The sequence below is a fragment of the Streptomyces formicae genome, assembly GCF_002556545.1.
In the GTDB taxonomy this organism is placed as follows: domain Bacteria; phylum Actinomycetota; class Actinomycetes; order Streptomycetales; family Streptomycetaceae; genus Streptomyces; species Streptomyces formicae_A.
On record NZ_CP022685.1, the window covers coordinates 7,176,578 to 7,200,105 of the forward strand.

Genomic DNA, 23,528 nt, shown 5'->3' on the forward strand with positions numbered 1-23,528 from the left:
CGGTGAACGGGCTGTTGTTCGCCCTGGCCATCGTGCTGCCGCCCCGCTTCACGCCCGAACGCGTCCGCTACGACCGGCGCTACCGCACGCTCGACAAGTACCGCTTCATCGTGGGCTTCCTGGCCGTGCCGCTCGCGTTCTACGCGCTGTTCGTGATCTCGCCCTTCCTCCAGGCGATCTACTACTCGTTCACCGACTGGTCCGGCGGCCCGGTGGCGAACTTCGTCGGGTTCGACAATTACCAGAAGATGTGGAACGACGACCGGTTCTGGGACTCCCTGCGGGTCAGCACCCTGCTCCTGGTGATCGCGCCGGTCCTCACCCTCGTCCTCGGCATGTTCTTCGCCTACATGATCACCTCGGGCGGCCGGCACCGCAGGGGCCGGGCCATCGCGGGCGTCGCGGGCTCCTCGCTCTACAAGGTCGTCTACTTCTTCCCGCAGGTCCTGTCCGTCGCCATCATCGCCGTGGTGTGGGGGCGGGTCTTCAACACCAACAGCGGCCTGATCAACGGCGGCCTCGACAAGATCGGCGTCGACGGGCCCGCCTGGCTCGGCGGCGACGAGACCCTCGGCCTGATCTCGCTGCTCATCGTGATCAGTTGGAGCTTCGTCGGCTTCTACGTCGTGCTGTTCTCCGCGGCGATGGGCTCGGTCCCGCAGGACATCTACGAGGCCGCGCTCCTGGACGGCGCGGGCCGCGCCCGCACCTTCTTCAGCGTCACCCTGCCGCTGATCTGGGACGCGGTGCGCACCGGCTGGATCTACATGGGCATCCAGGCGCTCGACACCTTCGCGATCTGCCTGGTCATGGTGCCCCCGCACGTACTGAAGGTGACCCCGGTCTTCCTCTACGAACGCTTCAGGGACGGCCAGTACGGCTACGCCACGTCCATCGGCGTCGTGCTGCTGGTCCTGAGCATGGTGTTCTCCCTGATCGTCATGCGGGTCGGGAACCGCGACCGGATCGAATACTGAGACCGCGGGAGCCACAGCATCATGACCACGACCTCCACCGCCGCGCCCCGCACCGGGACTTCCGCCGCGCCCCGCCGCGAGAAGGAGACGGGCGGCGCGCTGAACGTCTTCTCGCACGCCTTCCTCGTCCTGTGGGTGATCCTCGCCGCCGGGCCGCTGATCTGGGTCGCGCTCACCGCGTTCCGCCCCTCGGCCGAGATCCTCAGCGACCCGATGGGCTGGCCCTCCTCCTTCCACTGGGAGAACTTCAGCAACGCGTGGAACAAGGCCAACATCGGCCAGTACACGCTGAACTCGCTGATCATCCTGGCGGGTTCGCTGACCGGCACCATGCTGCTCGGCTCGATGGCGGCCTACGTCATCGCCCGCTTCACCTTCCCGGGCAACCGCGTGATCTTCATGCTCTTCGCGGGCGGCATGATGTTCCCGGTCATCCTCGCCCTGGTGCCGCTCTTCGCGGTCATGGAGAACTTCGGTCTCCTCGACACCAGGCCGGGCCTGATGATCGCCTACATCGCGTACTCCCTGCCCTTCACGACGTTCTTCCTGACCTCCTTCTTCCGTACGCTGCCCACCGGCGTCCAGGAAGCGGCCATGGTCGACGGGGCCTCGCACACCCGGACGTTCTTCCAGATCATGCTGCCGATGGCCAAGCCGGGCCTGGTCAGCATCGGCATCTTCAACTTCCTCGGCCAGTGGAACCAGTACCTGCTTCCGCTGCTGCTCAACAACGAGGACGAGAAGAGCTACGTGCTGCCGCAGGGGCTCGCGTCGCTCGCCGTCTCGCAGGGCTACCGGGGCGACTGGGGCGCGCTCTTCGCGGGCCTGACGATCGCGATGGTGCCGGTGCTCGTGGTGTACGCCGTCTTCCAGCGACAGGTTCAGGCCGGTCTGACCGCGGGCGCCATCAAGTGAGCCCGGACGTGCGGTATTTCAGCTTGGCCACGAAAGTGGTCTAGGCCTGTTGCGGAAAAACAGGACGAGTAGTCTCGGCGCCACGCCGCCGCGGGGAGCGAGCGTTCGCCCGCGTTCAAGTCGACACCGATGTCAAAGGGTTGGTCAGCACATGAGGAATCGAATAATCGCCACCGGTGCGGCAACGCTCGCCATGGCCATGGGACTCAGCGCCTGCAGCGGCGACAGCGACAGCGGGGACAGCAAGACGATCAAGCTGGTCGCGGCCGACTACGGCGACAAGGCGTCGAACGCCTCCAAGGTCTACTGGGCCGACGTGAAGAAGGAGTTCGAGAAGGAGAACAAGGGCTACAAGGTCGACGTCCAGGTCATCAACTGGAACGAGATCGACAAGTCCGTGAAGAACATGATCCAGGCGGGCAACGAGCCCGACCTGCTCCAGACCGGCGGCTACGCCGACAAGGTCGCGGACGACCTGCTCTACAAGGCGGACGAGGTGATGTCCGCCAAGACCCGCGAGAACCTCATCCCCACCTTCGCCAAGGCCGGTGAGGTCGACGGCACCCAGTACGGCATCCCGTGGGTCTCCTCCAGCCGCGTGATGTTCTACAACAAGGCCGTCTTCAAGAAGGCGGGCATCAAGTCCCCGCCCAAGACGTGGGACGAACTGGCCGCCGACGCCAAGAAGATCAAGTCCAAGAAGGCCGCGGAGACCCCCTACGCGCTGCCGCTCGGCCCCGAGGAGACCCAGGGCGAGTCGCTGATGTGGGAGCTCGGCAACGGTGGCGGTTACACCGACGCCGAGGGCAAGTACACCATCGACAGCGCGAAGAACGTCGAGACCTTCGACTGGCTGAAGACCAACCTGGTCAAGCCCGGCCTGACGTACGCCAACCCCGCCTCCACGGACCGCAAGACGGCCTTCGCCGACTTCGCGGCGGGCAAGGTCGGCATGCTCAACGGCCACCCGAGCCTGATCCAGATGGCCAAGGAGGGCAAGGTCGACTACGGCGTCGCGCCCATCCCCGGCAAGACGGGCCCGCTGGCCAGCACCCTCGGCGTGGCCGACTGGATGATGGCGTTCAAGGACGGCGGCGCGGAGAAGGAGGGCGTGAAGAAGTTCCTGGACTTCACGTACACCAAGAAGATGCTGCAGTTCGACGAGATGTACAACCTGATGCCGGTCACCCAGGACACGCTGAAGGACATGCAGTCCAGCGGCAAGCACAAGGACCTGGAGCCGTTCTTCAAGGTGCTGCCCCAGGCCAAGTTCTACCCGCTGGGCGACACCACCTGGGACCTCGTCTCCGCCGAGATGAAGAAGACCGGCGGCAAGGCCGTCGTCGACGACCCCAAGCAGGTGCTCGGCGACCTCCAGAAGAAGGCGGAGACGGCGACGGCGGAGGCCAAGTAGCCCTCCCGGCCCGGCCGTGGCCGACGGGGCCAACGGGCCCCGTCAGCACCGCACTTCCCCTCGTTCGCCCAGTTCGCCTCGTTCACCCAGTTCGCAAGGAGACCTTGTGTCACTGAAGGCCCCTCCGTCCCCGGCCGAGTCCGGCCGGGGACGGGGCGGGCGCGCACCCAGGCCTGTCAGCCGCCGCAGCGGCATAGCCAGGCTTGGCCCGCTGCCCTGGATCGCGCCCGTCATCCTGCTGATCCTCGCCGTGGTCGTCTGGCCCGTCGTCGAGCTGATCCGTACCTCGTTCCTCAACATCTCCATCGCCGGCAAGGTGCGCGGCAGCGCCGGGACCGACAAGTTCAAGAAGCTCTTCGAGGAGAGCGACTTCGGCTCCGTCCTCATGTGGACGGTGGTGTGGACGGTCGTCGTCGTCACCGTGACGATGCTGCTCTCGCTGGCCCTCGCCCAGCTGTTCAACCAGAAGTTCCCCGGCCGCCGCATCACCCGCTGGGCGCTCATCGCCCCCTGGGCGGCATCCGTCCTGATGACCGCCATCGGCTTCAAGTGGATGCTCAACCAGACCGCGGGCGTGCTCAACACCCTGATGCTTGACCTGGGCCTGATCGACAGCTCCAAGGACTGGCTCGGCAAGGCGGAGACCGCCTGGCCGTGGATGATGGCCGTCGCCGTCTTCGTGTCGCTCCCCTTCACCACGTACACGCTGCTCGCCGGACTCCAGACCATCCCGCAGGACGTCTACGAGGCGTCGCGCATCGACGGCGCGGGCCCCTGGCAGACCTACCGCCACATCACGCTCCCGATGCTGCGGCCCGCGTTCCTCGTCGGCGTGGTCATCAACCTCATCAACGTCTTCAACTCCTTCCCGATCATCTGGGCCATGACCCAGGGCGGTCCGGGCTACGACACCTCCACGTCGATGGTGTTCATGTACAAGCTGAAGGAGACCGACATCGGTGAGTCCGCGGCCATGTCGGTCGTCAACTTCCTGATGGTCGTGGTGCTCGTGCTGATCTTCCTGAAGGTCAGCCGGTGGAACGAGGAGGACTGATGGCCACCGTGACGGCGACCCGCCCCGCGCCCCGGAAGGACGGCGGGCCCAAGAAGCCGCGGCGCACCTTCCGGCCCCGCACCCTGGTCATCACGGCCTTCGCCTGGCTCCTCGCGGCGATCTTCCTCGCGCCGTACCTGGAGATGATCGTCACCGCGCTGCGCCCCAAGGAGGAGCTGCGCGATCGCACGTACCTGCCCCAGAACCTGGAGTGGGCCAACTTCGTCGACGTCTGGAAGGAGTCGGACCTCGGCCAGAACCTCCAGGTCACGCTCCTGGTGGCGGGCGGTGCCACGCTCCTGGTCCTGCTGGTCTCGCTGCCCGCCGCGTACTACACGGCACGCATGCGCTACCGGGGCCGCAAGCTCTTCCTGCTCCTGGTCCTGGTCACCCAGATGTTCCAGCCGACGGCCCTCCTGGTCGGTCTCTACCGCGAGTTCCACCAGCTGGACATGCTCAACTCGGTCTGGACCCTGATCCTCACCAACGCGGCGTTCAACCTGGCCTTCGCGGTGTGGATCCTGACGGCGTACATCTCCTCGATCCCCCCGGAGCTGGAGGAGGCCGCCATGGTCGACGGCACGAGCCGCTTCGGCGCGATGGTCAAGGTGACGCTGCCGCTGGCCCTGCCGGGCGTGGTGACGGCCGTGATCTTCACCTTCATCACGTCCTGGAACGAGTTCGTGATGGGCCTGACCCTGACCACCCAGCCGGACAAGCAGCCGCTGACGGTCGGCATCAACAACTTCATCGGCAACTACACGGTGCAGTGGAACTACCTGTTCGCGGCGTCCGTGGTCGCTATCGTTCCCGTCATCGTGCTGTTCGCGTTCATCGAGCGGCACGTGGTGTCGGGGCTCACGGCGGGGTCGGTGAAGTAACGCGTGATGGGGCGGGGTCAGTTGGATCAGGATCGGTTGACGCGGGAGATCGGGGAACTGTCCGACGAGGCCGCCGTCCAGGCGCTCGCGGCCGTGGCCGAGGAGCTCGGGCTCCTCGGCGCGGCACGCCAGTACGACTGGGACGAGGCGGAGTTGAGCGAAACGCTCGACGCCGGGTATGTCGACGCGTATCTGAGCCCGGGACAACCGGTAGCGTCCGAAGGGGAGTTGGCGCGCGCCACCCTGGTGTACGTGGCCTCCCTGGGGGAGGACATGGCGCGTACGGTGAACGAGGCCGCCGACTTCGCCCGCTCGCCGGGCGAGCGGTCCCTGCTCATGACGATCGGGGTGCCCGTGCTCGTCGTCGTGGTCCTGCAGACCGAGGTGCTCGTGAAGCGGGACACGCGCGGCAAGTGGAGCCTGACCATCCATAAGAAGGCCATGAAGGACGCGGCTCTCGGACGGGTGTTCACGGCGCTGCTGTCGCGGATCGGTGGGGGCCAGTAGGAGGCGGGCAGCGGCAAGGGGGCGGGATGGCGGTCTCGGCGAGGGCGTCGTACGCGTGGCGCTGCGAGGAGTGCGAGCGCGAGAGCGACGCCGTCGTGTGGCGCGTGATCGACGCCCGTGAACGCGCCGACGTGCTGGCCGAGCCGGGCCAGGGGCTGTCGTGGGTGGACTGCCCCGGCTGCGGGACGCGGGCGTACGTCGACGCTCCGCTGCTGGTCCTGCGGCCGGGCGTTACGGCGCCGCTGCTGCTCGCGCTCTCCCTCGACGAACTCAGGGGCGACTCCTCGGAGTCGGTGACCGCGCTGCTCGGCGAAGCCGAACGGTCCGGTGCCTTCCTGGGCGACGCCTTCGAAGGGCAGCTGATCCCGCTGCCGCGCAGGCTCCTGCCCGTCGTCCTGGCCCGCGACCTCGACCGGGACCTGGCCGACCCCGCCGCGGCCCGCGCGGCATTGGAGCAGGCGGGGCAGCCGACGGTCGACAACTACGGGACCTTCCTCCAGTACCTCGCGGAGAGCCGCGAGGACGCCAGGGTGGACCGGCTGCTCTACGCCGTGCTGACCAGCTTGCCGGACGCGCTCGACGAACTCCTGCGTACGGAACCGGAGTTGACGCAAGGGACCCGAGTGCGTGACGCCGGGCGCGAAGAGCTGCGCAACGCGGCAGGCACCCCCATCGAGTCGGTGCTCGACAGGCGCCAGCGGCTCCTGGAGGAACTCTGCGACGGACACACCCCGCAGGACGAGGCGGTGCGGCGCTACTTCGCGTCCCTGAGCGAGTTCGGGGGCGATCTGAAGGCGCGGCTGCACGAGCTGTACGAGACGGCCTTCGCCGCCGAGGGGCTCGACGGCATCGAGGCGGCACGCGAGGGCCTCGCGCTCGCCGCCGACCTCGGCGAGGAGGAGACGGAGACCTCGCTCGCCGCGCTGCTCGGCGAACGTCTGGTGGCCGCCGTCCACGCCGGACTCGACGCCGACCTGTCCGAGGCGTTCGGGCTGCTCGAACACGCGCTGGCCAGGCTGCCCGAGGGCAGCTTCGAGTGGGTGCGCACCGCCAACAACCTCGCCAGCGCCCACTACTCGCGTGACGACGGCGACCGCCTGGAGGTCTGGGAGACGGCCCGCGACCTCCTGGCGCGCGCGAGCCGCCTGGACCGCCGGGAGCACCCCGAATTCTGGGCGAGGATCCAGACCAACTACGGACTGCACCTCTCGGAGCGGCCGGGCGGCGATGCCACCGACCTCACCCTCGGCATCGACCACATCAGGGCCGGACTCGAAGAGCGCTCCCCGGAACGCTCCACGGTCAACTGGGCCTACTCCATGGTCAACCTCGGCCTGCTCCTCTCCCGCCGCGCGGAGTCCGACGACGCGGGCGAGGCGGAGCGCTGCTATCGAGGCGCCCTCGATCACCTCGCCCCCGGCGACGACCCCGCCCTCTGGTCCCAGGCCCAGTGCAACCTGGCCGACCTGCTGCTCACCCGCGACCCGCCGGACGCCCACGGCGCGCGGGCCGCCGCGACCGCCGCGCTCGACCTGTCCGCGGCCCGCCCCGGCCTCCTCAACACCGGGCGCGTCACCTGGCTCCTCGCCCAGGCCGTCGACCTGCTCGAAGGCCCCGACAGCGCCGAGAGCGTCCGGCTGCGCCGCGCGGCCCTGGCCGCCACCTCGCCCACTCTCGCGCCCTCCCTGCACCTGAACATCGCCAGGGAACTCGTCAACTCCTACGCGGAGGCGAAGCGTTGGGAGGACGCGGCCGACGTGGCGTCCGGCATGCTGACCGCCGTGGGCGCGCTCTACGACGCCCAGGTCACCGTCGCGAGCCGCCGGGGCGTGCTCGTGCAGGTGGACAGGCTCGCCCGCTGGACCGCGTTCCTCCTCGCCCGCGCGGGCCGTGTCGAACGCGCGGTGGAGGCGATCGAGCGCGGCCTCGCCTGCGAGCTCTCCGTGGTCGCGGGGCGGGGCGCCGCGGACCTGGCGGAACTCGACCAGGTCGACCCCGTCATGGCCCGTCGCTACCGCGACGCACAGGCCCGCTACGGCGCCTCGGTCACCGAACCGTCCGCGATGACGCCCGCGGGACTCGCCCCCACGGCACGTGAACAGGCCGTCGCGGAACGCGCCCTGCGCACGGTGGTCGAGGAGATCCGGACGATCCCCGGCTTCGAGGACTTCCTGCGCACCACCGAACTGCGGGACATCGCCAGGGCCGCCGCCGGGGTGCCGCTCGCGTACCTCGTCAACGCGCCCTGGGGCAGCTACGTCCTGGTGGTCACCGGCACGGAACCCGCCGTGCGGGCCGTGCACGTCCCCGAGGTCACCAGCATCACCCTGCTGCGGCTCCTGGTCATGGACCCGGAGGACGACACCACCGGCCTCTGGCTCGTACAACAGGCCACGCGGCTCAGACGGCGCCGCGAGTTCCCCGCCACCCTGGAGCGGCTGACGGCCCTCGCGCCGCTGATGCGCCCGCTCGCCGAACTCCTCGCGGAGGATCCGGCGAAGGGGGCGGTCGTCGTGCCGACCGGCCTGCTCGGCCTCGCCCCGCTGCACGCCGTACCGCTCGGCCCCGACCCCGACCGGGTCGTCGACGACATCGGCACCCTGGTCGTCGCCCCGTCCGCCGCGGTCCACGCCGTGTCCCGCGCCAGGGCGGCGCGCCCGCCGGAAGCCGTCCCGCGCCTGGTCGCCGTCACCGACCCCGACGGATCGCTGCCCGGCAGCCGCAGCGAACTGGCGGAGATCCTCGACCTGTTCGGGCCGCGGGGCGAGGCCGGCCACGCGGTCGGGGCCGACGCGACCGTGAGCTGGGTGCTCGATCACCTCGCCGAGGCGTCGTACCTGCACCTGAGCTGCCACGGGAGCTCGGGCACGGAGAGCCAGGGCGGCTCACTGGCACTGGCCGACGGCCACCTGGACATGGACACGCTCGTACGCCACCGACTCCCGCTCTGCCGCCTGACGGTGGCCAGCGCCTGCCAGTCGGGCCACTACGGCATCATCGAGACCCCCGACGAATTCCTCGGACTGCCCGCCGCCTTCCTCCAGGCGGGCGCCGCCTGCGCGGTGACCAGCCTGTGGCAGGTGGACGACATGGCGACCGCGTTCCTGATGACGCGCTTCTACGAACTCCTCTTCGAGGGGCACGGGCCCGTGCCCGCGCTGCGCCTCGCGCGCGGGTGGCTGCGACGCCTCACGTGGGACGGGCTCGGGCGGTACGCGGACGAGCACCGGCACCTGGCGGACCTGAGCGCGCGGTACGCCGTCCCCGGGACGCCGACGACCGAGCGGCCCTTCGCCTCGCCGGTCCATTGGGGGGCGTTCACGGCGTGGGGGATGTGAGCGGCCGACGGGCGGGCGGCGCTGTCAGGCGCGCGAGGTCGGCCCGTTCTCGTCGAGCGTGTAGAGGCGGACCGGGTCGGGCGTTCCGGGGGCGTTGATCCGCATGAGCGTGTAGCGCCCGGCCGTCGGCCCCGTCGCGGTCACCGTCACCTGGTAGCGCACCTCCCTGCCGTTCGCGCAGCTGGGCTCGCAGACCACGTGCCACCCCAGCCCGGTGGCGCGGGCGACGGGCGTGCCCCAGCCCGACCACACCAGGTTCAGCAGCCCGGCCTTTCCGTCGCCGCAGGCGAGCAGGAGAGAGTCCGGCCGGGTCAGCCTCTTCCCCTCGCAGTCGGCGATCGCCGCGGGCCGCGTGCTCGGCCGGGTCTCGATCCGCGTCGGGGGCCGCCGGGACGGCTCGCGGACGGCCGACGGTCCCGTCTCGGGCCTCGTCGCCTGCTCGACGGGCGCCTCCGTGGTCGCCTCCGGGCTCGGCTGTTCGGGCGTACGGTCGGGCGTCGGTTCGACCGGCGCGGTCGCCCGGGGCGGCCTCTCGACGGTGCGGGTGTCGCCGCCGCCCCCGGGGTCCAGGGCGATGACGGCCGCGGCGGTCAGCGCGGCGACCGCGACGGCCGTCCCCGCGAGGACGGCTAATCGGGGCCGGGCAGGGCCCGACACGGGCTCCGGGGCGGCGGACGGTGCCTCGATCACGACGGCGTCCCCGTCGTCCCCGTCCCCTCCTCCATCCCGTGCGAGATCCGCCAACTCCCGCGTACGAAGCTCCAGTTCCTCCTGGAGCCGGGCGATCTCGGCCTGCTGCGCCGCGATCAGCTCGTGCACCTCGGCAGGCCAGGGGCGGGCCGTCCGCGCGATCCTGCCGATGTCGTCGAGCAGCCGGGCGGGGCTCGGGCGTGCGGCGGGGTCCTTGGCCAGGCAGCGGGCGACCAGGGGCCTGACCTTCGCGGGCAGCGCGCCGAGGTCGGGTTCGGCGTACACGATGTTGTAGAGGGTCCCCGGCACCGAGGGTCCGTTGAACGGGCACGTGCCGGTACACGCCATGAACAGGACCGTCCCCAGGGAGAAGACGTCGCTCGCGGGGCCGATGGGCTGTCCCTGGGCCTGCTCGGGCGACATGAAGCCGGGGGAGCCGACGAGCCCGCCGGAGCGGGTCAGTTCGGTGCCGCTCCCGCCCTCGGTGGCGCGGGCGATGCCGAAGTCGATGACCCGGGGCCCTTCGTCGGTGAGCAGCACGTTGGACGGCTTCAGATCCCGGTGCACGAGCCCGGCCCCGTGGATGTCGACCAGGGCGGCGGCGAGCCCGGCCGCCATGCGCAGCACCGCTTCCTCGGGAAGCGCGCCGACGGCCGTCACGGCCTCCTGGAGGGAGGGTCCCGGCACGAACTCCGAGGTCAGCCACGGCTCTTCGGCGTCCGCATCGGCATCGATCACCGCCGACGTATGCGCTCCCGACACCTTGCGGGAGGCCGCCACCTCGCGGCGGAACCGGGCCCGGAAGCCGTCATCCTCGACGAACTGCGCGCGCACCTGCTTCAGCGCGACCAGGCCCCCGTCGGGGGCGCTGCTCAGCAGCACCCTTCCCATGCCGCCCTTGCCCAGTTCCGCGATCGAGCGGTAACGCCCGATCTCCGCCGGATCGTTCTCCGTCAGCCGTTCCACCGAGTCCCCCGGATCATCAGAGCCGTTCAACGGACCAAGCAGCGTCTCGTGTGCCGTGAGCCCGGGGCAAGAGGGCCGGTGGCCCCGGGGGAGGGGCCGCTCGCCGTGCCGACACCTCTCACTGCCGGACGACGCAGGCCGGATCTCCGTCAAGGACTTGACTGCGGCATCTCCTACAGCAGAGTTTGGAGTTCACAACTTGTACATGGCCCGGTGCTCATTTCCGAGGCCGGCGTCACGGGTGGCTTCGGGGTCGCCCGAAATAGGGCAAAGGGTGAGAGTCAATGGAGACTCCGGGGTCGCAGTCCTCTCTGCACCGGGCCAATCTCGAACGGGTCGTCCGCGCGGTGCGGCTCGCCGGGTCGCTCACGCAGGCGGAGATCGCGAGGACGACGGGCCTGTCGGCGGCGACGGTCTCCAACATCGTCCGGGAGCTGAAGGACGGCGGCACGGTCGAGGTCACGCCCACCTCGGCGGGCGGCAGGCGGGCCCGCAGCGTCTCGCTGAGCGGTGACGCGGGCATCGTCATCGGCGTCGATTTCGGCCATACGCACCTGCGCGTGGCGATCGGCAACCTCGCCCACCAGGTGCTCGCCGAGGAGGCCGAGCCGCTGGACGTGGACGCGTCCGCCGCGCAGGGCTTCGACCGGGCCGAGCAGCTGGTCAGCAGGCTGCTCACGGCCACGGGAGTGGACCGTACGAAGATCGCGGGCGTGGGGCTCGGCGTGCCGGGACCCATCGACGTGGAGTCGGGCACGCTCGGCTCGACGTCGATCCTGCCGGGCTGGACGGGCACCAAGCCCGCCGAGGAGCTCGCCAGCAGGCTCGGCGTGCCGGTGCACGTGGACAACGACGCCAACCTCGGCGCGCTCGGCGAGCTGGTCTGGGGGAGCGGCAGGGGCGTCAAGGACCTGGCGTACATCAAGGTCGCCAGCGGTGTCGGCGCGGGCCTGGTGATCAGCGGCCGGATCTACCGGGGGCCCGGAGGCACCGCGGGCGAGATCGGGCACATCACCCTCGACGAGTCGGGCCCCGTCTGCCGCTGCGGCAACCGGGGCTGCCTGGAGACCTTCGCCGCGGCCCGGTACGTCCTGCCGCTGCTCCAGTCGAGCCACGGCACCGATCTGACCATGGAGCGCGTGGTCTCTCTCGCGCGCGACGGGGACCCCGGCTGCCGCCGCGTGATCGCGGACGTCGGGCGGCACATCGGCAGCGGCGTCGCCAATCTCTGCAACCTCCTCAACCCCTCCCGTGTCGTGCTCGGCGGAGACCTCGCGGAGGCCGGTGAGCTGGTGCTCGGGCCGATCAGGGAGTCGGTGGGGCGGTACGCGATCCCGAGCGCCGCGCGTCAACTGTCCGTGCTTCCCGGGGCACTTGGCGGCCGCGCCGAGGTGCTCGGCGCGCTGGCCCTCGCGCTCAGTGAGATGGGAGATTCGACCCTTTTGGACGGATCTCTGCCTGCGGGCGCACCTGCCTTCACTTAGATAACGCATGGCACCGTTGTCATCTCGTTAAGGATTTACTCCTTGACGCTGGTGTGGCGGCCGAGTTGACTTCGAGCCACCTCGGCCGCAACGACGCGGCCTCGTCAGGGAGGCACCCCACCATGAACGCAATGACGCGTCGCGTCGTCATAGGTACGGCAGCGGTTTCGATGGCACTCGCCATGACCGCTTGCGGCAAGGCCGGAGACGGCGACGACAAGGGCAGCGACGGCGACAGCAAGACCATCGGTCTGCTGCTCCCGGAGAACAAGACCACGCGCTACGAGACCTTCGACCGCCCCATCATGGAGGCGAAGATCAAGGAACTCTGCTCGGACTGCGACGTCAAGTACAACAACGCCTCGGGAGACATCGAGGCCCAGAAGAAGCAGTTCGACGCCCTCGTCACGCAGGGCATCAAGGTGATCATTCTCGACGCCGTCGACTACAAGTCGACCAAGTCGTGGGTCAAGCAGGCCGACAAGCAGGGCGTGAAGGTCGTCGCCTACGACCGCCTGGCCGAGGGCCCGCTGTCCGCCTACGTGTCGTACGACAACGAGAAGATCGGCCGCCTCCAGGGCGGTGCCATGGTCAAGGCGCTCGGCGCCAAGGCCAAGGACGCCAACGTCGTCATGATCAACGGCTCGCCGACCGACCCGAACGCCCCCTTCTTCAAGAAGGGCGCCCACTCGGTCCTCGACAAGGCCGTCAAGAAGATCGCGTACGAGCAGGACATCCCCGAGTGGTCCTCGGACGAGGCGAACCGCAAGATGTCCTCCGCGATCGACAAGCTCGGCAAGGACGGCATCCAGGGCGTCTACGCCGCCAACGACGGCATGGCGGGCGGTGTGATCACCGCGCTCAAGCAGCGCGGCATCAAGGTCCCCGTCGGTGGTCAGGACGCCGAACTCGCGGGCGTGCAGCGCCTGTTGAGCGGCGCCCAGGACTACACGATCTACAAGCAGATCAAGCCGGAGGCGCAGACCACCGCCGAGATCGCCGTGCGCCTGCTCAAGGGCAAGGACATCGACGACATCACCGACCGCAAGGTCGACTCGCTCAGCGGCGACTTCAAGGGCATCCCGGCCAAGCTGTACGACGCCGAGGCGATCACCAAGGACGACGTCGCCGACACGATCGTCAAGGACAAGGTCTACAAGGTCAGCGAGATCTGCACGGCCCAGTACAAGAAGGCGTGCGACGCCGCGGGTATCAAGTAACTCCCGCTTGCGGTAAAGCCGTTCGTACGAAGTGAGTTCCACGCGAGGCTCGGCGCGAGCTTCGCGGGGCGCCGGAGAGCGCTCCACGGACCCGTACGCGACGGCCTCCAGTACCGGTCCGGTGCCCGCCCCGCTCCACCGCCCCGCAAACGGGGGGCGGGCACCGGACCTGCCCTTGCTGCACCACCATCCCCGCCGGTCAGGCGGCGAAGGAGATGATTCACGTGTCCGCTACGCCCGTGCTGGCGTTGCGCGGGGTCTCCAAGCGGTTCGGCGCCGTCCAGGCGCTCACGGACGTAGACCTCGAAATCCGCACCGGTGAGGTGGTCGCCCTCGTCGGCGACAACGGCGCCGGAAAGTCCACCCTCGTCAAGACGATCTCGGGCGTTCACCCGATCGACGACGGCACCATCGAGTGGGAGGGCAGGAGCGTCCGCATCGGACGGCCGCACGACGCCCAGAACCTCGGCGTGGCCACCGTCTACCAGGACCTCGCCCTCTGCGACAACCTCGACGTCGTCGCCAACCTGTTCCTCGGCAGCGAGCTGAAGAGCGTCTCGGTCCTCGACGAGATCAAGATGGAGAAGCGCGCCAGGGAACTCCTGGACACCCTCTCCATCCGCATCCCCAGCGTCCGCATCCCGGTCGCGGCGCTCTCCGGCGGTCAGCGCCAGGTCGTCGCCATCGCCCGCGCCCTGGTCGGCGACCCCAAGGTCGTCATCCTCGACGAGCCCACCGCGGCCCTCGGCGTCGAGCAGACCGCCCAGGTCCTCGACCTGGTCGAGCGCCTGCGCGAGCGCGGCCACGGGGTGATCCTCATCAGCCACAACATGGCCGACGTGAAGGCCGTCGCGGACAAGGTCGCGGTGCTGCGGCTCGGCCGCAACAACGGCACGTTCTCCGTCGCCGACACCACCAACGAAGAGATCATCGCCGCCATCACCGGCGCTACGGACAACGCCGTGACCCGCCGCAGGGCGCGTACGGCCACGGTGACGAAGGAGGACGCGAAGTGAGCGACCTCGCCAAGACCCCGAAGACCGACACGGCCGCGCCCGGCGCGGTGGACACGTCGGCCGCCCCCGTCCCCGCCGTCGACCCGCGCCTGCTCATCCGCGAGGAGGGCCTGGCCGGGTACTGGACCGAGTTCAAGCGCAAGATGCGCGGCGGTGAGCTCGGCTCGCTGCCCGTCGTCATCGGCCTGATCGTCATCGCGATCATCTTCCAGCTGAAGAACGACCACTTCCTGGACGCGAGCAGCCTCGCGAACATCGCGGTCTTCACCTCCGGCCTCGGCATCATGGCCGTCGGCATCGTCTTCGTCCTGCTGCTCGGCGAGATCGACCTCTCGGTCGGCTCGGTGGCGGGCATGGGCGCCGCCGTCTGGGCCGTCCTGAGCGTCACGCACGGTCTGAACGACTGGCTCGCGGTGTTCATCGCCATCGCGTCAGGCTTGGTCATCGGCGCCGCCCACGGCTTCTTCTTCGCCAAGATCGGCGTGCCCGCCTTCGTGGTCACCCTCGCGGGCTTCCTCGGCTGGAGCGGTCTCCAGATCTGGCTGATGGGCAGCGAGGGCAGCATCAACACGCCCGAGGGCAGTGTCGTCGAGGACCTCACCGGGCACTTCTTCGCGGAGAAGGGTGCCGCCTACGGCCTCGCCGCCGTCGCGATCATCGCATACGCGGGGTCCCTGCTCCTGGACAGCCGCCGCCGCAAGGGCGCGGGGCTGCCGTCGCGGCCGGTCAGCGAGATCGTCCTGCGCACGGTCGTCGTCGCCGTCCTCGCGGGCGGCGCGGCCTACGAGCTGAACGAGCCCGAGGGCGCCCGCGGCCTGCCGCTGGCCCTGGTGCTCTTCCTCGCCGTCCTGGTCGTCGCGGACTTCGTGGCCCGGCGCACCACCTTCGGCCGCCAGGTCTTCGCGGTCGGCGGCAACGCGGAGGCCGCGCGCCGCGCCGGTATCAACGTCGACCGGGTCCGGATCACCGTCTTCGCCATCTCCGGCATGCTCGCGGCCTTCGGCGGTCTCTTCATCGCGAGCCTGTCCGGTGGCGCGACCAAGAGCCTGGGCGGCGGCAACACGCTCATGATGGTGATCGCCGCGGCGGTCATCGGCGGGACGAGCCTCTTCGGGGGGCGCGGGAAGGTGTGGTCCGCGCTCCTCGGCATGCTCGTGATCCAGTCGATCCAGCAGGGGCTGAACCTGCTCGGCATGGCGAGTGAGATTCAGTACATGATCACGGGTGCGGTGCTGCTTGCAGCGGTGGTCATCGACTCCGTCTCCCGGCGTACGCAGAAGTCCGCCGGGCGGGCGTAGGGGGTCTCTGGGCTGTGCGGGTGCCCGGCCGCGGGCTCGTCGTGGCTGGTCGCGCAGTTCCCCGCGCCCCTTACGGGGCCACCCCGAGGCGCCCCGGACGCACGGGGCGAGGAACACCTGTTCCTCGCCCCGTGCGTCTGTTCGTGTGACTCGGAATACGCCTCCCGGACGCGGTGGTCAGTCGCGGAACATTAGACTCGACAGACCCGGCAACGCTCGAACAGCACATCTCAGCTCTACTGCAAGGAGGCACGGGTGCCGCTGCTGACCCGCATCACGGGACCGCGCGATCTGGACCGGCTCAGCGCCGAGGAGCTGAACCAGCTGGCCGGAGAGATCCGGGCCTTCCTCGTCGACGCAGTCTCCAAGACCGGCGGCCACCTCGGCCCCAACCTCGGCGTGGTCGAGCTCACCATCGCCCTGCACCGCGTCTTCGAGTCGCCCCAGGACAAGGTCCTCTTCGACACCGGCCACCAGAGCTACGTGCACAAGCTGCTCACCGGCCGCCAGGACTTCGGCAAGCTGCGCAGCAAGGGCGGTCTGTCCGGCTACCCCTCGCGCGCCGAGTCCGACCACGACGTGATCGAGAACAGCCACGCCTCCACGGTCCTCGGCTGGGCCGACGGCCTGGCCAAGGCCAACGAGGTGCGCGGCAAGGACGACCACGTCGTCGCCGTCATCGGCGACGGCGCGCTCACCGGCGGCATGGCCTGGGAGGCGCTGAACAACATCGCCGCCGCCAAGGACCGCCCGCTCGTCATCGTCGTCAACGACAACGAGCGCTCGTACGCCCCCACGATCGGCGGGCTCGCCAACCACCTGGCGACCCTGCGCACGACGGACGGCTACGAGCGGTTCCTGGCCCGTGGGAAGGACCTCCTGGAGCGCACGCCGGTCGTCGGCAAGCCGCTCTACGAGACCCTGCACGGCGCCAAGAAGGGCCTCAAGGACTTCATCGCCCCGCAGGGCATGTTCGAGGACCTGGGGCTCAAGTACGTCGGCCCGATCGACGGCCACGACATGGAGGCCCTGGAGTCCGCCCTCCAGCGCGCCAAGCGCTTCGGCGGCCCGGTCATCGTGCACTGCCTCACCGAGAAGGGCCGCGGCTACAAGCCCGCCGAGGAGGACGAGGCCGACCACTTCCACGGCATCGGCCCGATCCACCCCGACACGGGCCTGCCGATCGCGGCGGGCGGCATGGACTGGACGTCCGTCTTCGGCGAGGAGATGGTCAAGCTCGGCCACGAGCGCGAGGACATCGTCGCGATCACGGCCGCCATGCTCCAGCCGGTCGGCCTGGAGAAGTTCTCCAAGGCGTTCCCCGACCGGGTCTACGACGTGGGCATCGCCGAGCAGCACGCGGCGGTCTCCGCCGCGGGCCTGGCGAGCGGCGGCCTGCACCCCGTCTTCGCCGTGTACGCGACGTTCCTGAACCGCGCCTTCGACCAGCTCCTGATGGACGTGGCCCTGCACAAGTGCGGCGTCACCTTCGTCCTGGACAGGGCCGGTGTCACCGGCACCGACGGCGCCTCGCACAACGGCATGTGGGACATGTCGATCCTCCAGTGCGTGCCGACGCTCAGGATCGCCGCCCCGCGCGACGCCGACCAGGTCCGCCTCCAGCTGCGCGAGGCCGTCGAGGTGGACGACGCCCCGACCGTCGTGCGCTACTCCAAGGGCGCGGTGGGCCCCGCGGTCAAGGCCGTCGGCAAGGTCGGCGGCATGGACGTCCTGCGCAAGGCGGGCACCGGCAAGGCGGACGTCCTGCTGGTCTCCGTCGGCGCGCTCGCGCCCATGTGCCTGGAGGTCGCGGACCTGCTCGACAAGCAGGGCATCACCACGACCGTCGTGGACCCGCGCTGGGTCAAGCCGGTCGACGAGGCGATGGCGCCGCTCGCCGAGCAGCACCGCGTCGTGGTCACCGTCGAGGACAACTCCCGTGCGGGCGGCGTCGGTTCGGCGATCGCGCAGGCCCTGCGCGACGCGGGCGTCGACGTGCCGCTGCGCGACTTCGGCATCCCGCCGCGCTTCCTGGACCACGCCTCGCGCAAGGAGATCCTGGCCGAGATCGGTCTGACGGCTCCGGACATCGCGCGTCAGGTGACGGGTCTCGTCGCCAAGCTCGACGGGCGCTTCGAGCGGAGCACCGCCGCCGCCGTGGACTCCGTGGAGCCCGCCCGCGACTGACGTCAACCCGCACCGCCGACGGGCCGGTTTCAGCACCCTGTACGGGTGGTGGGACCGGCCCATTCGCGTGAATGGGCCCGCGCCGGGGCTTACGGGGTACTCGGCCTCTCGATCATGTCGGGGACGACAAGCGTGGGAGGTACGCCCGTGAGCAGCACCCTCTTCAGGACGAAGAGCGTCGAGCAGTCCATCAGGGACACCGAGGAGCCGGAGCACGCGCTCAAGAAGTCGCTGTCAGCCCTCGATCTCACGGTCTTCGGCGTCGGCGTCATCATCGGTACCGGCATCTTCGTCCTGACCGGAAAGATCGCCAAGGAGACGGCGGGGCCCGCGGTGGCCCTCGCCTTCGTCGTCGCGGGACTAGTCTGCGCGCTCGCGGCGCTCTGCTACGCCGAGTTCGCGTCGACCGTGCCGGTGGCCGGGTCCGCGTACACCTTCTCGTACGCCTCGCTGGGGGAGTTCCCCGCCTGGATCATCGGCTGGGACCTGATCCTCGAACTGGCGCTCGGCTGTGCGGTGGTCGCGGTCGGCTGGTCCGGGTACATGCGCTCGCTCCTGGACACCGCGGGCATGCACCTGCCGCAGGCGCTGAGCGGCACCCACGAGGGGAAGTTCGGCTTCGACCTGCTCGCGTGCGTCCTGGTGCTCGTCCTGACCGCCATCCTGGTCGCGGGGATGAAGCTGTCCTCGCGGGTCACCAACGTCATCGTCGCCGTCAAGGTCACCGTCGTCCTCCTGGTCATCATCGTCGGCGCCTTCTTCATCACCGGGGCCAACTACGACCCGTTCGTCCCGCCGTCCGAGCCCGCCGAGGGCGGCGGCGGCATCACCGCGCCGCTGGTGCAGCTGATGTTCGGCTTCACGCCCTCGCACTTCGGCGTGATGGGCATCTTCACCGCGGCGGCCGTCGTCTTCTTCGCCTTCATCGGCTTCGACATCGTCGCGACCGCCGCGGAGGAGACCCACAACCCGCAGCGCGACGTGCCCCGCGGCATCATCGGCTCGCTGCTCATCTGCACGATCCTGTACGTGGCGGTCTCCATCGTCGTCACCGGCATGCAGAAGTACAGCGACCTGTCCACGGACGCGCCGCTCGCCGACGCCTTCAAGGCGGTCGGCCACCCCTTCTGGGCGGGCCTGATCAGCTTCGGCGCGGCCGTCGGGCTCACCTCGGTCTGCATGATCCTGCTGCTCGGCCAGACCCGGGTCTTCTTCGCGATGAGCCGCGACGGACTGCTTCCGAAGACCTTCTCCAAGGTGCACCCCACGTTCGGCACGCCGTACCGCTCGACGATGCTGCTCGGCGGGATCGTCGCCGTCGTCGCGGGCTTCACCTCCATCGACGAACTCGCCGAACTGGTCAACATCGGCACGCTGTTCGCCTTCGTCGTGGTCGCCCTCGGCGTCATCGTGCTCCGCAAGCAGCGCCCCGACCTGCCGCGCTCCTTCCGCACCCCGCTGGTGCCCTTCGTGCCGATCCTCTCGGTCCTCGCGTCGCTGTGGCTGATGCTCAACCTGCCCGCGGAGACCTGGCTGCGGTTCGGCGTCTGGATGGTGCTCGGCGTCGTCATCTACTTCGTGTACGGACGTTCGCACAGCCGCCTGCACGTGAGGGACCCGCACACCGACGACGCACAGTAGTCAGGGGCCTTTCGGCAAGGCTTCTTCTCCGGCCCCGTATGTCCCGTTCCAGTAGGGACTGCGGGGCCGGATAGCGTGCGTCGTATGCTCGCCGCGCCCTCCGCATCGCTACGCTCCGTACGCAACATCCGAGTGCCCGGCCCGCGCGGGGAGTACGTCCCCGACCGCCGCGACCCGTACTGGACGCGGCTGCTCCCGCTCCTCACCGCGCTGGCGTGCGTGACCAGGGCGCCCTCCTTCCGGTGGCCCCTGTGGAACCCCGACGAGGGCTATCTCGCCGTCCAGGCGCGGCTCCTCGCCGACGGCGGCACGCTCTACGAGACGGTCGTCGACCGCAAGCCGCCGCTCGTCCCCTGGCTCTACGCGGGCGCCTTCGCCCTCTTCGGCGACGACTCGCTGCTGCCGCTGAAGGCCCTCGCGGTCGCCGCCCAGCTCCTGACCGCCGTCCTCCTCGTCTCGATCGCCCGGCGCCGCTGGGGCGACCGCGCGGGCCGCACGGCGGGCGTCCTCTACCTCCTGATCTCCATCGGCCTCAACCCCGAGGACGCGCAGGCGGCCACCTTCGAGATCTTCATGCTGCCCTGCACGGCCGCCGCCATGTGGTGCGCGGACCGCCGCAGATGGGGTGCCGCCGGCGCGGCGGTCGCCTGTGCCTTCCTCGCCAAGCAGACCGGGGGAGCGGTCCTGCTCCCGGTCGCCTGGCTGCTGTGGCGGGCCGGGGCGCCCCGCGCGGACGTGCTGCGCCTGGCCGCGGGCCTGTGCGCCCCTGTCGCCGCCGCCGCGCTCCTGACGACCCCTGCGGGCTTCCTGTTCTGGACGGTGACGGGCTCGGGCGCGTACGCCTCCTTCACCGGCTCCGAACTCCACGTCCTGGTGCGCGGGTTGGGCAACGCGGCGATCCTCGCCGCGGCCTGCGCGGGCATCGTCCCGCCGGTCGTACGCGTCCTGCGCATCGCCCGCACCGGCGCCACCGACCTCTGGCTCTGGCTCGCCTCTGCGGTCGCCGCGGTCCTGCTCGGCTTCCACTTCTTCGGCCACTACTACCTCCAACTCATGCCGCCGCTGGCGCTGTTGGGCGCGGCGGCGCTCCAGATCCTGCCGCGCGAGCGGACGCTGCGGGCGATCGTCGCCTCGGGGTGCGGGTGCGCGGTGTTCCTGGCCTGGGGGCTGCTCGCGCCCCGGCCCGAACTGGCGCACGCCACGCGCCTCGCGGAGACGGTCAGGGCGCGTTCGGGCCCGCACGACCGGGTGCTGTTCTGGGGGATGCACCCCGAGGCGTACTGGCTCGCCGACCGCGCCCCCGCGAGCCGCTACCTCACGGCCGGGCTGCTCACCAACTACAGCGGGGGCAGGAACGGCCCGCAGGTGGGCGAGAAGTACGGCGTGGCGGGCTCGTGGCCGGTCTTTCGCGAGGAGTTGAGGCGGCATCCGCCGAAGGTCGTCGTGGACGACTCGCGGGGCGGGGCGTTCGCGCCGGAGCGGATGCCTACGTTGCGGCGGGCGCTGGAGGCGGGGTACGAGCCGCTGATGCGGGTGGGGGGAGCGGTGGTCTATGTGCGGGCGGGTGGGTAGGGGCCTCGTCCGCGGGCCGGTGGGGGCTGGTCGCGCAGTTCCCCGCGCCCCTTACGGGGCAACCCGCAGACGAACCACTACCGGCCCCGCCATGTCTCCGTCACCTTCGACAGGGCCTCGACCGCCCTGCGTCCGTGGGCGCGGTCCTCGCGGATCTTCGGGCCGAACTCGACGTGCAGGAACGGCACGTCGTGCGCGGCGGCCGCCCGGCCCTGCATGTTGCTGCGGCCCGCGAGCGGGCAGGTCCTGGCCCAGGCGCGGCAGACGTCGTAGCCCCGTTCGCGCAGCGCGTCGGCGAGGACGCGGCCCTCGGTGACGGCCGTCCTGCCCTTGCCGGTGGAGGCGACGACGTCGTGGTCGGGTGCCGAGTCGTCGGCCATCCCGTGCAGCTGGATGCCGGGCAGGCCGCGCTTGATCAGTTCGGCGCAGAGGGCGTGGAACACGCTGTCCCTGCGGTGCGCCACGTCCGCCTCGTCGCCGCGCCCCGCTTTGCGATGTGCTCCTGCGACGATCAGGATTCCACCGCGGGAGCGGCTCATGAGCTCCGCGCCGAGCCGTTCGGTGTTCTGGTCGGCCACCGGGTGCGGCACTTGGACGGACCAGCGGACCGGGGCGTCGAGGTCGAGGTAGACGCGCCCCCAGCCGCGCGGCGCGGCGCCGCCCTCGGAGCGGTCCGCGACCTCCGCGTACCGCCGCCCCGTGGTGTCGTCGGTGACCGTGCGCACCGCGAAGTCCACGTCGGCCAGGCGGCGTTCGGCCTCCTTGCGCCGGTGGTCGAGGAGGAGCGCGACGCCCGCGGCGAGCGTCTCGCGGTCGGTGCGGGAGGGGTGGCGGTACCCGCTGTCCTCGCCGAAGTTCGCCGTGTACCCGGTGACGCGCTGCTCAAGACCGTCGGCGGAGTCGTCGGAGCCGTTCCCCGGCGCCGTGGCGGAGGGGCGCCGGTCCTCGCCGCCCGACGGCTTCTCGTCCCGCCCCGATGAGCCGGATCCGCACTGGGTGAGGCTGAGGACCGCCGCGGTGACGAGGGCGAGAACGCCCAGTTTGTTTGCAGTAGCCATCGACTTGGTACAAGAGTGCTTCATGGTTGTATAAAGATATCCCCGTGATGACACGTCCCTTCCGCAGGCATTTCGTGACCTGTGCAGCCTCCGCCCTCCTGCTGCTCGCGGGCACCGCCTGCGGTGCCTTCGGCGGTGACGACAAGCCCGCCGCCGACGGCCCTTCGTTCACGGTCGCCGCCGCGGGCGACATCCTGATCCACCCACAACTCACCGAGCAGGCCCGCAAGGACGCCAAGGCCACCGGCAAGGGCGAGCAGGGTCTCGACTTCCGGCCGATGCTGGCCGGGGTCAAGCCGGTCATCAGCAAGGCCGACCTGGGCATCTGCCACTTCGAGCCGGTGGTGGGCAAGCCCAAGGGGCCCTTCCAGAGCTACCCCGACTTCCTGGTGCCGCCGCAGATCGCCACCGCCATCAAGGACGTCGGCTACGACCAGTGCTCGACCGCGTCCAACCACACCCTCGACCACGGCCCCGCCGGTGTCACCCGCACCCTGAACACCCTCGACAAGGCGGGCCTGCGGCACACCGGTTCGGCGCGCAGCGCGGCGGAGGCGAACAAGCCGCTCATCACCGAGGTGAAGGGCGTGAAGGTCGCGCAGATAGCCTTCGCCTTCGGGTTCAACGGCCGCGAGATCCCCAAGAACAAGCCGTGGGTCGTCAACCAGAACGACTTCGACGCGATCGCCGCGGCCGAGAAGAAGGCGCGTGGCGCGGGCGCCGAGGTCGTCATCCTGAGCATCCACTGGGGCCGCGAGAACCAGCCCAACGCCAGTGGCCCGCAGTTGAAGCTGGCCCGCAAGATCGCCAAGGAGACCGGGATCAACCTGGTCATCGGGCACCACGCGCACGTCGTCCAGCCGATGGAGAGGGTCGAAGGCACCTGGATCGCGTACGGACTCGGCAATCAGATCGCCCGGCACGACGTGCCCACGGGGCTGACCGAGGAGGGCGCGATCGGCTGGTTCGAGTTCGTCAAGCGGGGCGGTAAGTGGGACGTCGACGCCAAGTACGTGCCGACGTTCACGGAGATCCCGCCGGACCCGGACGAGACCGGCGCGCTGCCCAAGGGCGCGGTCAAGGACCACCGCCTGATCGACGTGGCCGACGCGCTGCGGGACGGCGAGGGCCTCAGCGAGGAGCGGCGCTCCCGCTACCGCCTGGCCTTCGAGCGCACCCAGGGCACGCTCCTGAACCGGGGCGCGAGCAAGGACGGCCTCGAACCGCTGGAGTCGTTGCCCAACGACTGAGGTGGCCGAAACACCCGACCGACGCGATCTAGCTCACATTTCCCTTACTTCGCACATCCC

Annotated in this window: 17 protein-coding genes; 15 read left to right on the plus strand and 2 right to left on the minus strand. The window is 70.2% G+C overall.

Annotated features, from left to right (window positions below):
• Positions 1–35: 35 nt before the first annotated feature.
• From KY5_RS31365 to KY5_RS31395, 7 genes are all read left to right on the plus strand, one after another.
• Positions 36–977: a carbohydrate ABC transporter permease gene (locus tag KY5_RS31365; RefSeq protein ID WP_234363242.1), complete on the plus strand. Its 942-nt coding sequence runs from the start codon at positions 36–38 to the stop codon at positions 975–977.
• Positions 978–998: 21 nt separating this feature from the next.
• On the plus strand, positions 999–1,892 hold the full coding sequence (locus KY5_RS31370; protein WP_098245367.1) for a carbohydrate ABC transporter permease: 894 nt from the start codon (positions 999–1,001) through the stop codon (positions 1,890–1,892).
• Between the two features lie 151 nt (positions 1,893–2,043).
• Complete coding sequence (locus KY5_RS31375) at positions 2,044–3,306, plus strand: extracellular solute-binding protein (RefSeq protein WP_234362944.1); 1,263 nt, start codon at positions 2,044–2,046, stop codon at positions 3,304–3,306.
• A gap of 106 nt (positions 3,307–3,412) precedes the next feature.
• Positions 3,413–4,360, plus strand: coding sequence for a carbohydrate ABC transporter permease (locus KY5_RS31380; RefSeq protein WP_199843327.1), 948 nt, complete (start codon positions 3,413–3,415; stop codon positions 4,358–4,360).
• Positions 4,360–5,241: a carbohydrate ABC transporter permease gene (locus KY5_RS31385; RefSeq protein ID WP_098245369.1), complete on the plus strand. Its 882-nt coding sequence runs from the start codon at positions 4,360–4,362 to the stop codon at positions 5,239–5,241. The genes KY5_RS31380 and KY5_RS31385 overlap by 1 nt, the downstream gene beginning before the upstream one ends.
• A gap of 21 nt (positions 5,242–5,262) precedes the next feature.
• Positions 5,263–5,748 carry a hypothetical protein gene (locus KY5_RS31390; protein ID WP_159072633.1) on the plus strand — a complete coding sequence of 162 codons (486 nt, stop codon included), beginning with the start codon at positions 5,263–5,265 and terminating at the stop codon, positions 5,746–5,748.
• A gap of 26 nt (positions 5,749–5,774) precedes the next feature.
• Complete coding sequence (locus KY5_RS31395) at positions 5,775–9,086, plus strand: CHAT domain-containing protein (RefSeq protein WP_098245371.1); 3,312 nt, start codon at positions 5,775–5,777, stop codon at positions 9,084–9,086.
• Positions 9,087–9,110: 24 nt separating this feature from the next.
• Here KY5_RS31395 and KY5_RS42300 read toward each other — a convergent pair whose 3' ends face one another.
• Positions 9,111–10,742 carry a serine/threonine-protein kinase gene (locus KY5_RS42300; RefSeq protein ID WP_234362945.1) on the minus strand — a complete coding sequence of 544 codons (1,632 nt, stop codon included), beginning with the start codon at positions 10,740–10,742 and terminating at the stop codon, positions 9,111–9,113.
• A gap of 284 nt (positions 10,743–11,026) precedes the next feature.
• Here KY5_RS42300 and KY5_RS31405 point away from each other — a divergent pair, with 284 nt between their 5' ends.
• The 7 genes from KY5_RS31405 (at position 11,027) to KY5_RS31435 (ending at position 21,160) form a co-directional block, all read left to right on the plus strand.
• Positions 11,027–12,226 (plus strand): ROK family transcriptional regulator, encoded by a 1,200-nt coding sequence (locus tag KY5_RS31405; protein ID WP_098245372.1) that lies wholly within the window; start codon positions 11,027–11,029, stop codon positions 12,224–12,226.
• A 122-nt stretch (positions 12,227–12,348) separates the two neighbouring features.
• A complete protein-coding gene (locus KY5_RS31410; RefSeq protein ID WP_418952828.1) occupies positions 12,349–13,446 on the plus strand; it encodes a substrate-binding domain-containing protein in 1,098 nt (365 codons plus the stop codon).
• 215 nt (positions 13,447–13,661) lie between these two features.
• On the plus strand, positions 13,662–14,462 hold the full coding sequence (locus KY5_RS31415; RefSeq protein ID WP_098245374.1) for an ATP-binding cassette domain-containing protein: 801 nt from the start codon (positions 13,662–13,664) through the stop codon (positions 14,460–14,462).
• Positions 14,459–15,760, plus strand: a complete 1,302-nt coding sequence (locus KY5_RS31420; protein WP_098245375.1) for a sugar ABC transporter permease — start codon at positions 14,459–14,461, stop codon at positions 15,758–15,760. The genes KY5_RS31415 and KY5_RS31420 overlap by 4 nt, the downstream gene beginning before the upstream one ends.
• 255 nt (positions 15,761–16,015) lie before the next feature.
• The gene (gene dxs, locus KY5_RS31425; RefSeq protein ID WP_098245376.1) at positions 16,016–17,947 is read left to right on the plus strand and encodes a 1-deoxy-D-xylulose-5-phosphate synthase; all 1,932 of its coding nucleotides are present in this window, start codon (positions 16,016–16,018) and stop codon (positions 17,945–17,947) included.
• A gap of 114 nt (positions 17,948–18,061) precedes the next feature.
• On the plus strand, positions 18,062–19,588 hold the full coding sequence (locus tag KY5_RS31430; RefSeq protein ID WP_098245377.1) for an amino acid permease: 1,527 nt from the start codon (positions 18,062–18,064) through the stop codon (positions 19,586–19,588).
• Positions 19,589–19,672: 84 nt separating this feature from the next.
• The gene (locus KY5_RS31435; RefSeq protein ID WP_098245378.1) at positions 19,673–21,160 is read left to right on the plus strand and encodes an ArnT family glycosyltransferase; all 1,488 of its coding nucleotides are present in this window, start codon (positions 19,673–19,675) and stop codon (positions 21,158–21,160) included.
• Between the two features lie 77 nt (positions 21,161–21,237).
• On the opposite strand, the gene KY5_RS31440 is transcribed toward KY5_RS31435, so the two are convergent.
• On the minus strand, positions 21,238–22,218 hold the full coding sequence (locus tag KY5_RS31440) for a hypothetical protein (protein WP_098245379.1): 981 nt from the start codon (positions 22,216–22,218) through the stop codon (positions 21,238–21,240).
• Positions 22,219–22,265: 47 nt separating this feature from the next.
• On the opposite strand from KY5_RS31440, the gene KY5_RS31445 reads away from it, so the two are divergent.
• On the plus strand, positions 22,266–23,468 hold the full coding sequence (locus KY5_RS31445) for a CapA family protein (protein ID WP_098245380.1): 1,203 nt from the start codon (positions 22,266–22,268) through the stop codon (positions 23,466–23,468).
• Positions 23,469–23,528: the final 60 nt, after the last annotated feature.

Coding starts and splice junctions, on each gene's coding strand:
- KY5_RS31370 (WP_098245367.1), top strand. CDS start 999: ATGACCACGACCTCCACCGCCGCGCCCCGCACCGGGACTTCCGCCGCG.
- KY5_RS31375 (WP_234362944.1), top strand. CDS start 2,044: ATGAGGAATCGAATAATCGCCACCGGTGCGGCAACGCTCGCCATGGCC.
- KY5_RS31385 (WP_098245369.1), top strand. CDS start 4,360: ATGGCCACCGTGACGGCGACCCGCCCCGCGCCCCGGAAGGACGGCGGG.
- KY5_RS31395 (WP_098245371.1), top strand. CDS start 5,775: ATGGCGGTCTCGGCGAGGGCGTCGTACGCGTGGCGCTGCGAGGAGTGC.
- KY5_RS31405 (WP_098245372.1), top strand. CDS start 11,027: ATGGAGACTCCGGGGTCGCAGTCCTCTCTGCACCGGGCCAATCTCGAA.
- KY5_RS31410 (WP_418952828.1), top strand. CDS start 12,349: ATGAACGCAATGACGCGTCGCGTCGTCATAGGTACGGCAGCGGTTTCG.
- KY5_RS31415 (WP_098245374.1), top strand. CDS start 13,662: ATGATTCACGTGTCCGCTACGCCCGTGCTGGCGTTGCGCGGGGTCTCC.
- KY5_RS31430 (WP_098245377.1), top strand. CDS start 18,062: ATGTCGGGGACGACAAGCGTGGGAGGTACGCCCGTGAGCAGCACCCTC.
- KY5_RS31435 (WP_098245378.1), top strand. CDS start 19,673: ATGCTCGCCGCGCCCTCCGCATCGCTACGCTCCGTACGCAACATCCGA.
- KY5_RS31440 (WP_098245379.1), bottom strand. CDS start 22,218: ATGGCTACTGCAAACAAACTGGGCGTTCTCGCCCTCGTCACCGCGGCG.
- KY5_RS31445 (WP_098245380.1), top strand. CDS start 22,266: ATGACACGTCCCTTCCGCAGGCATTTCGTGACCTGTGCAGCCTCCGCC.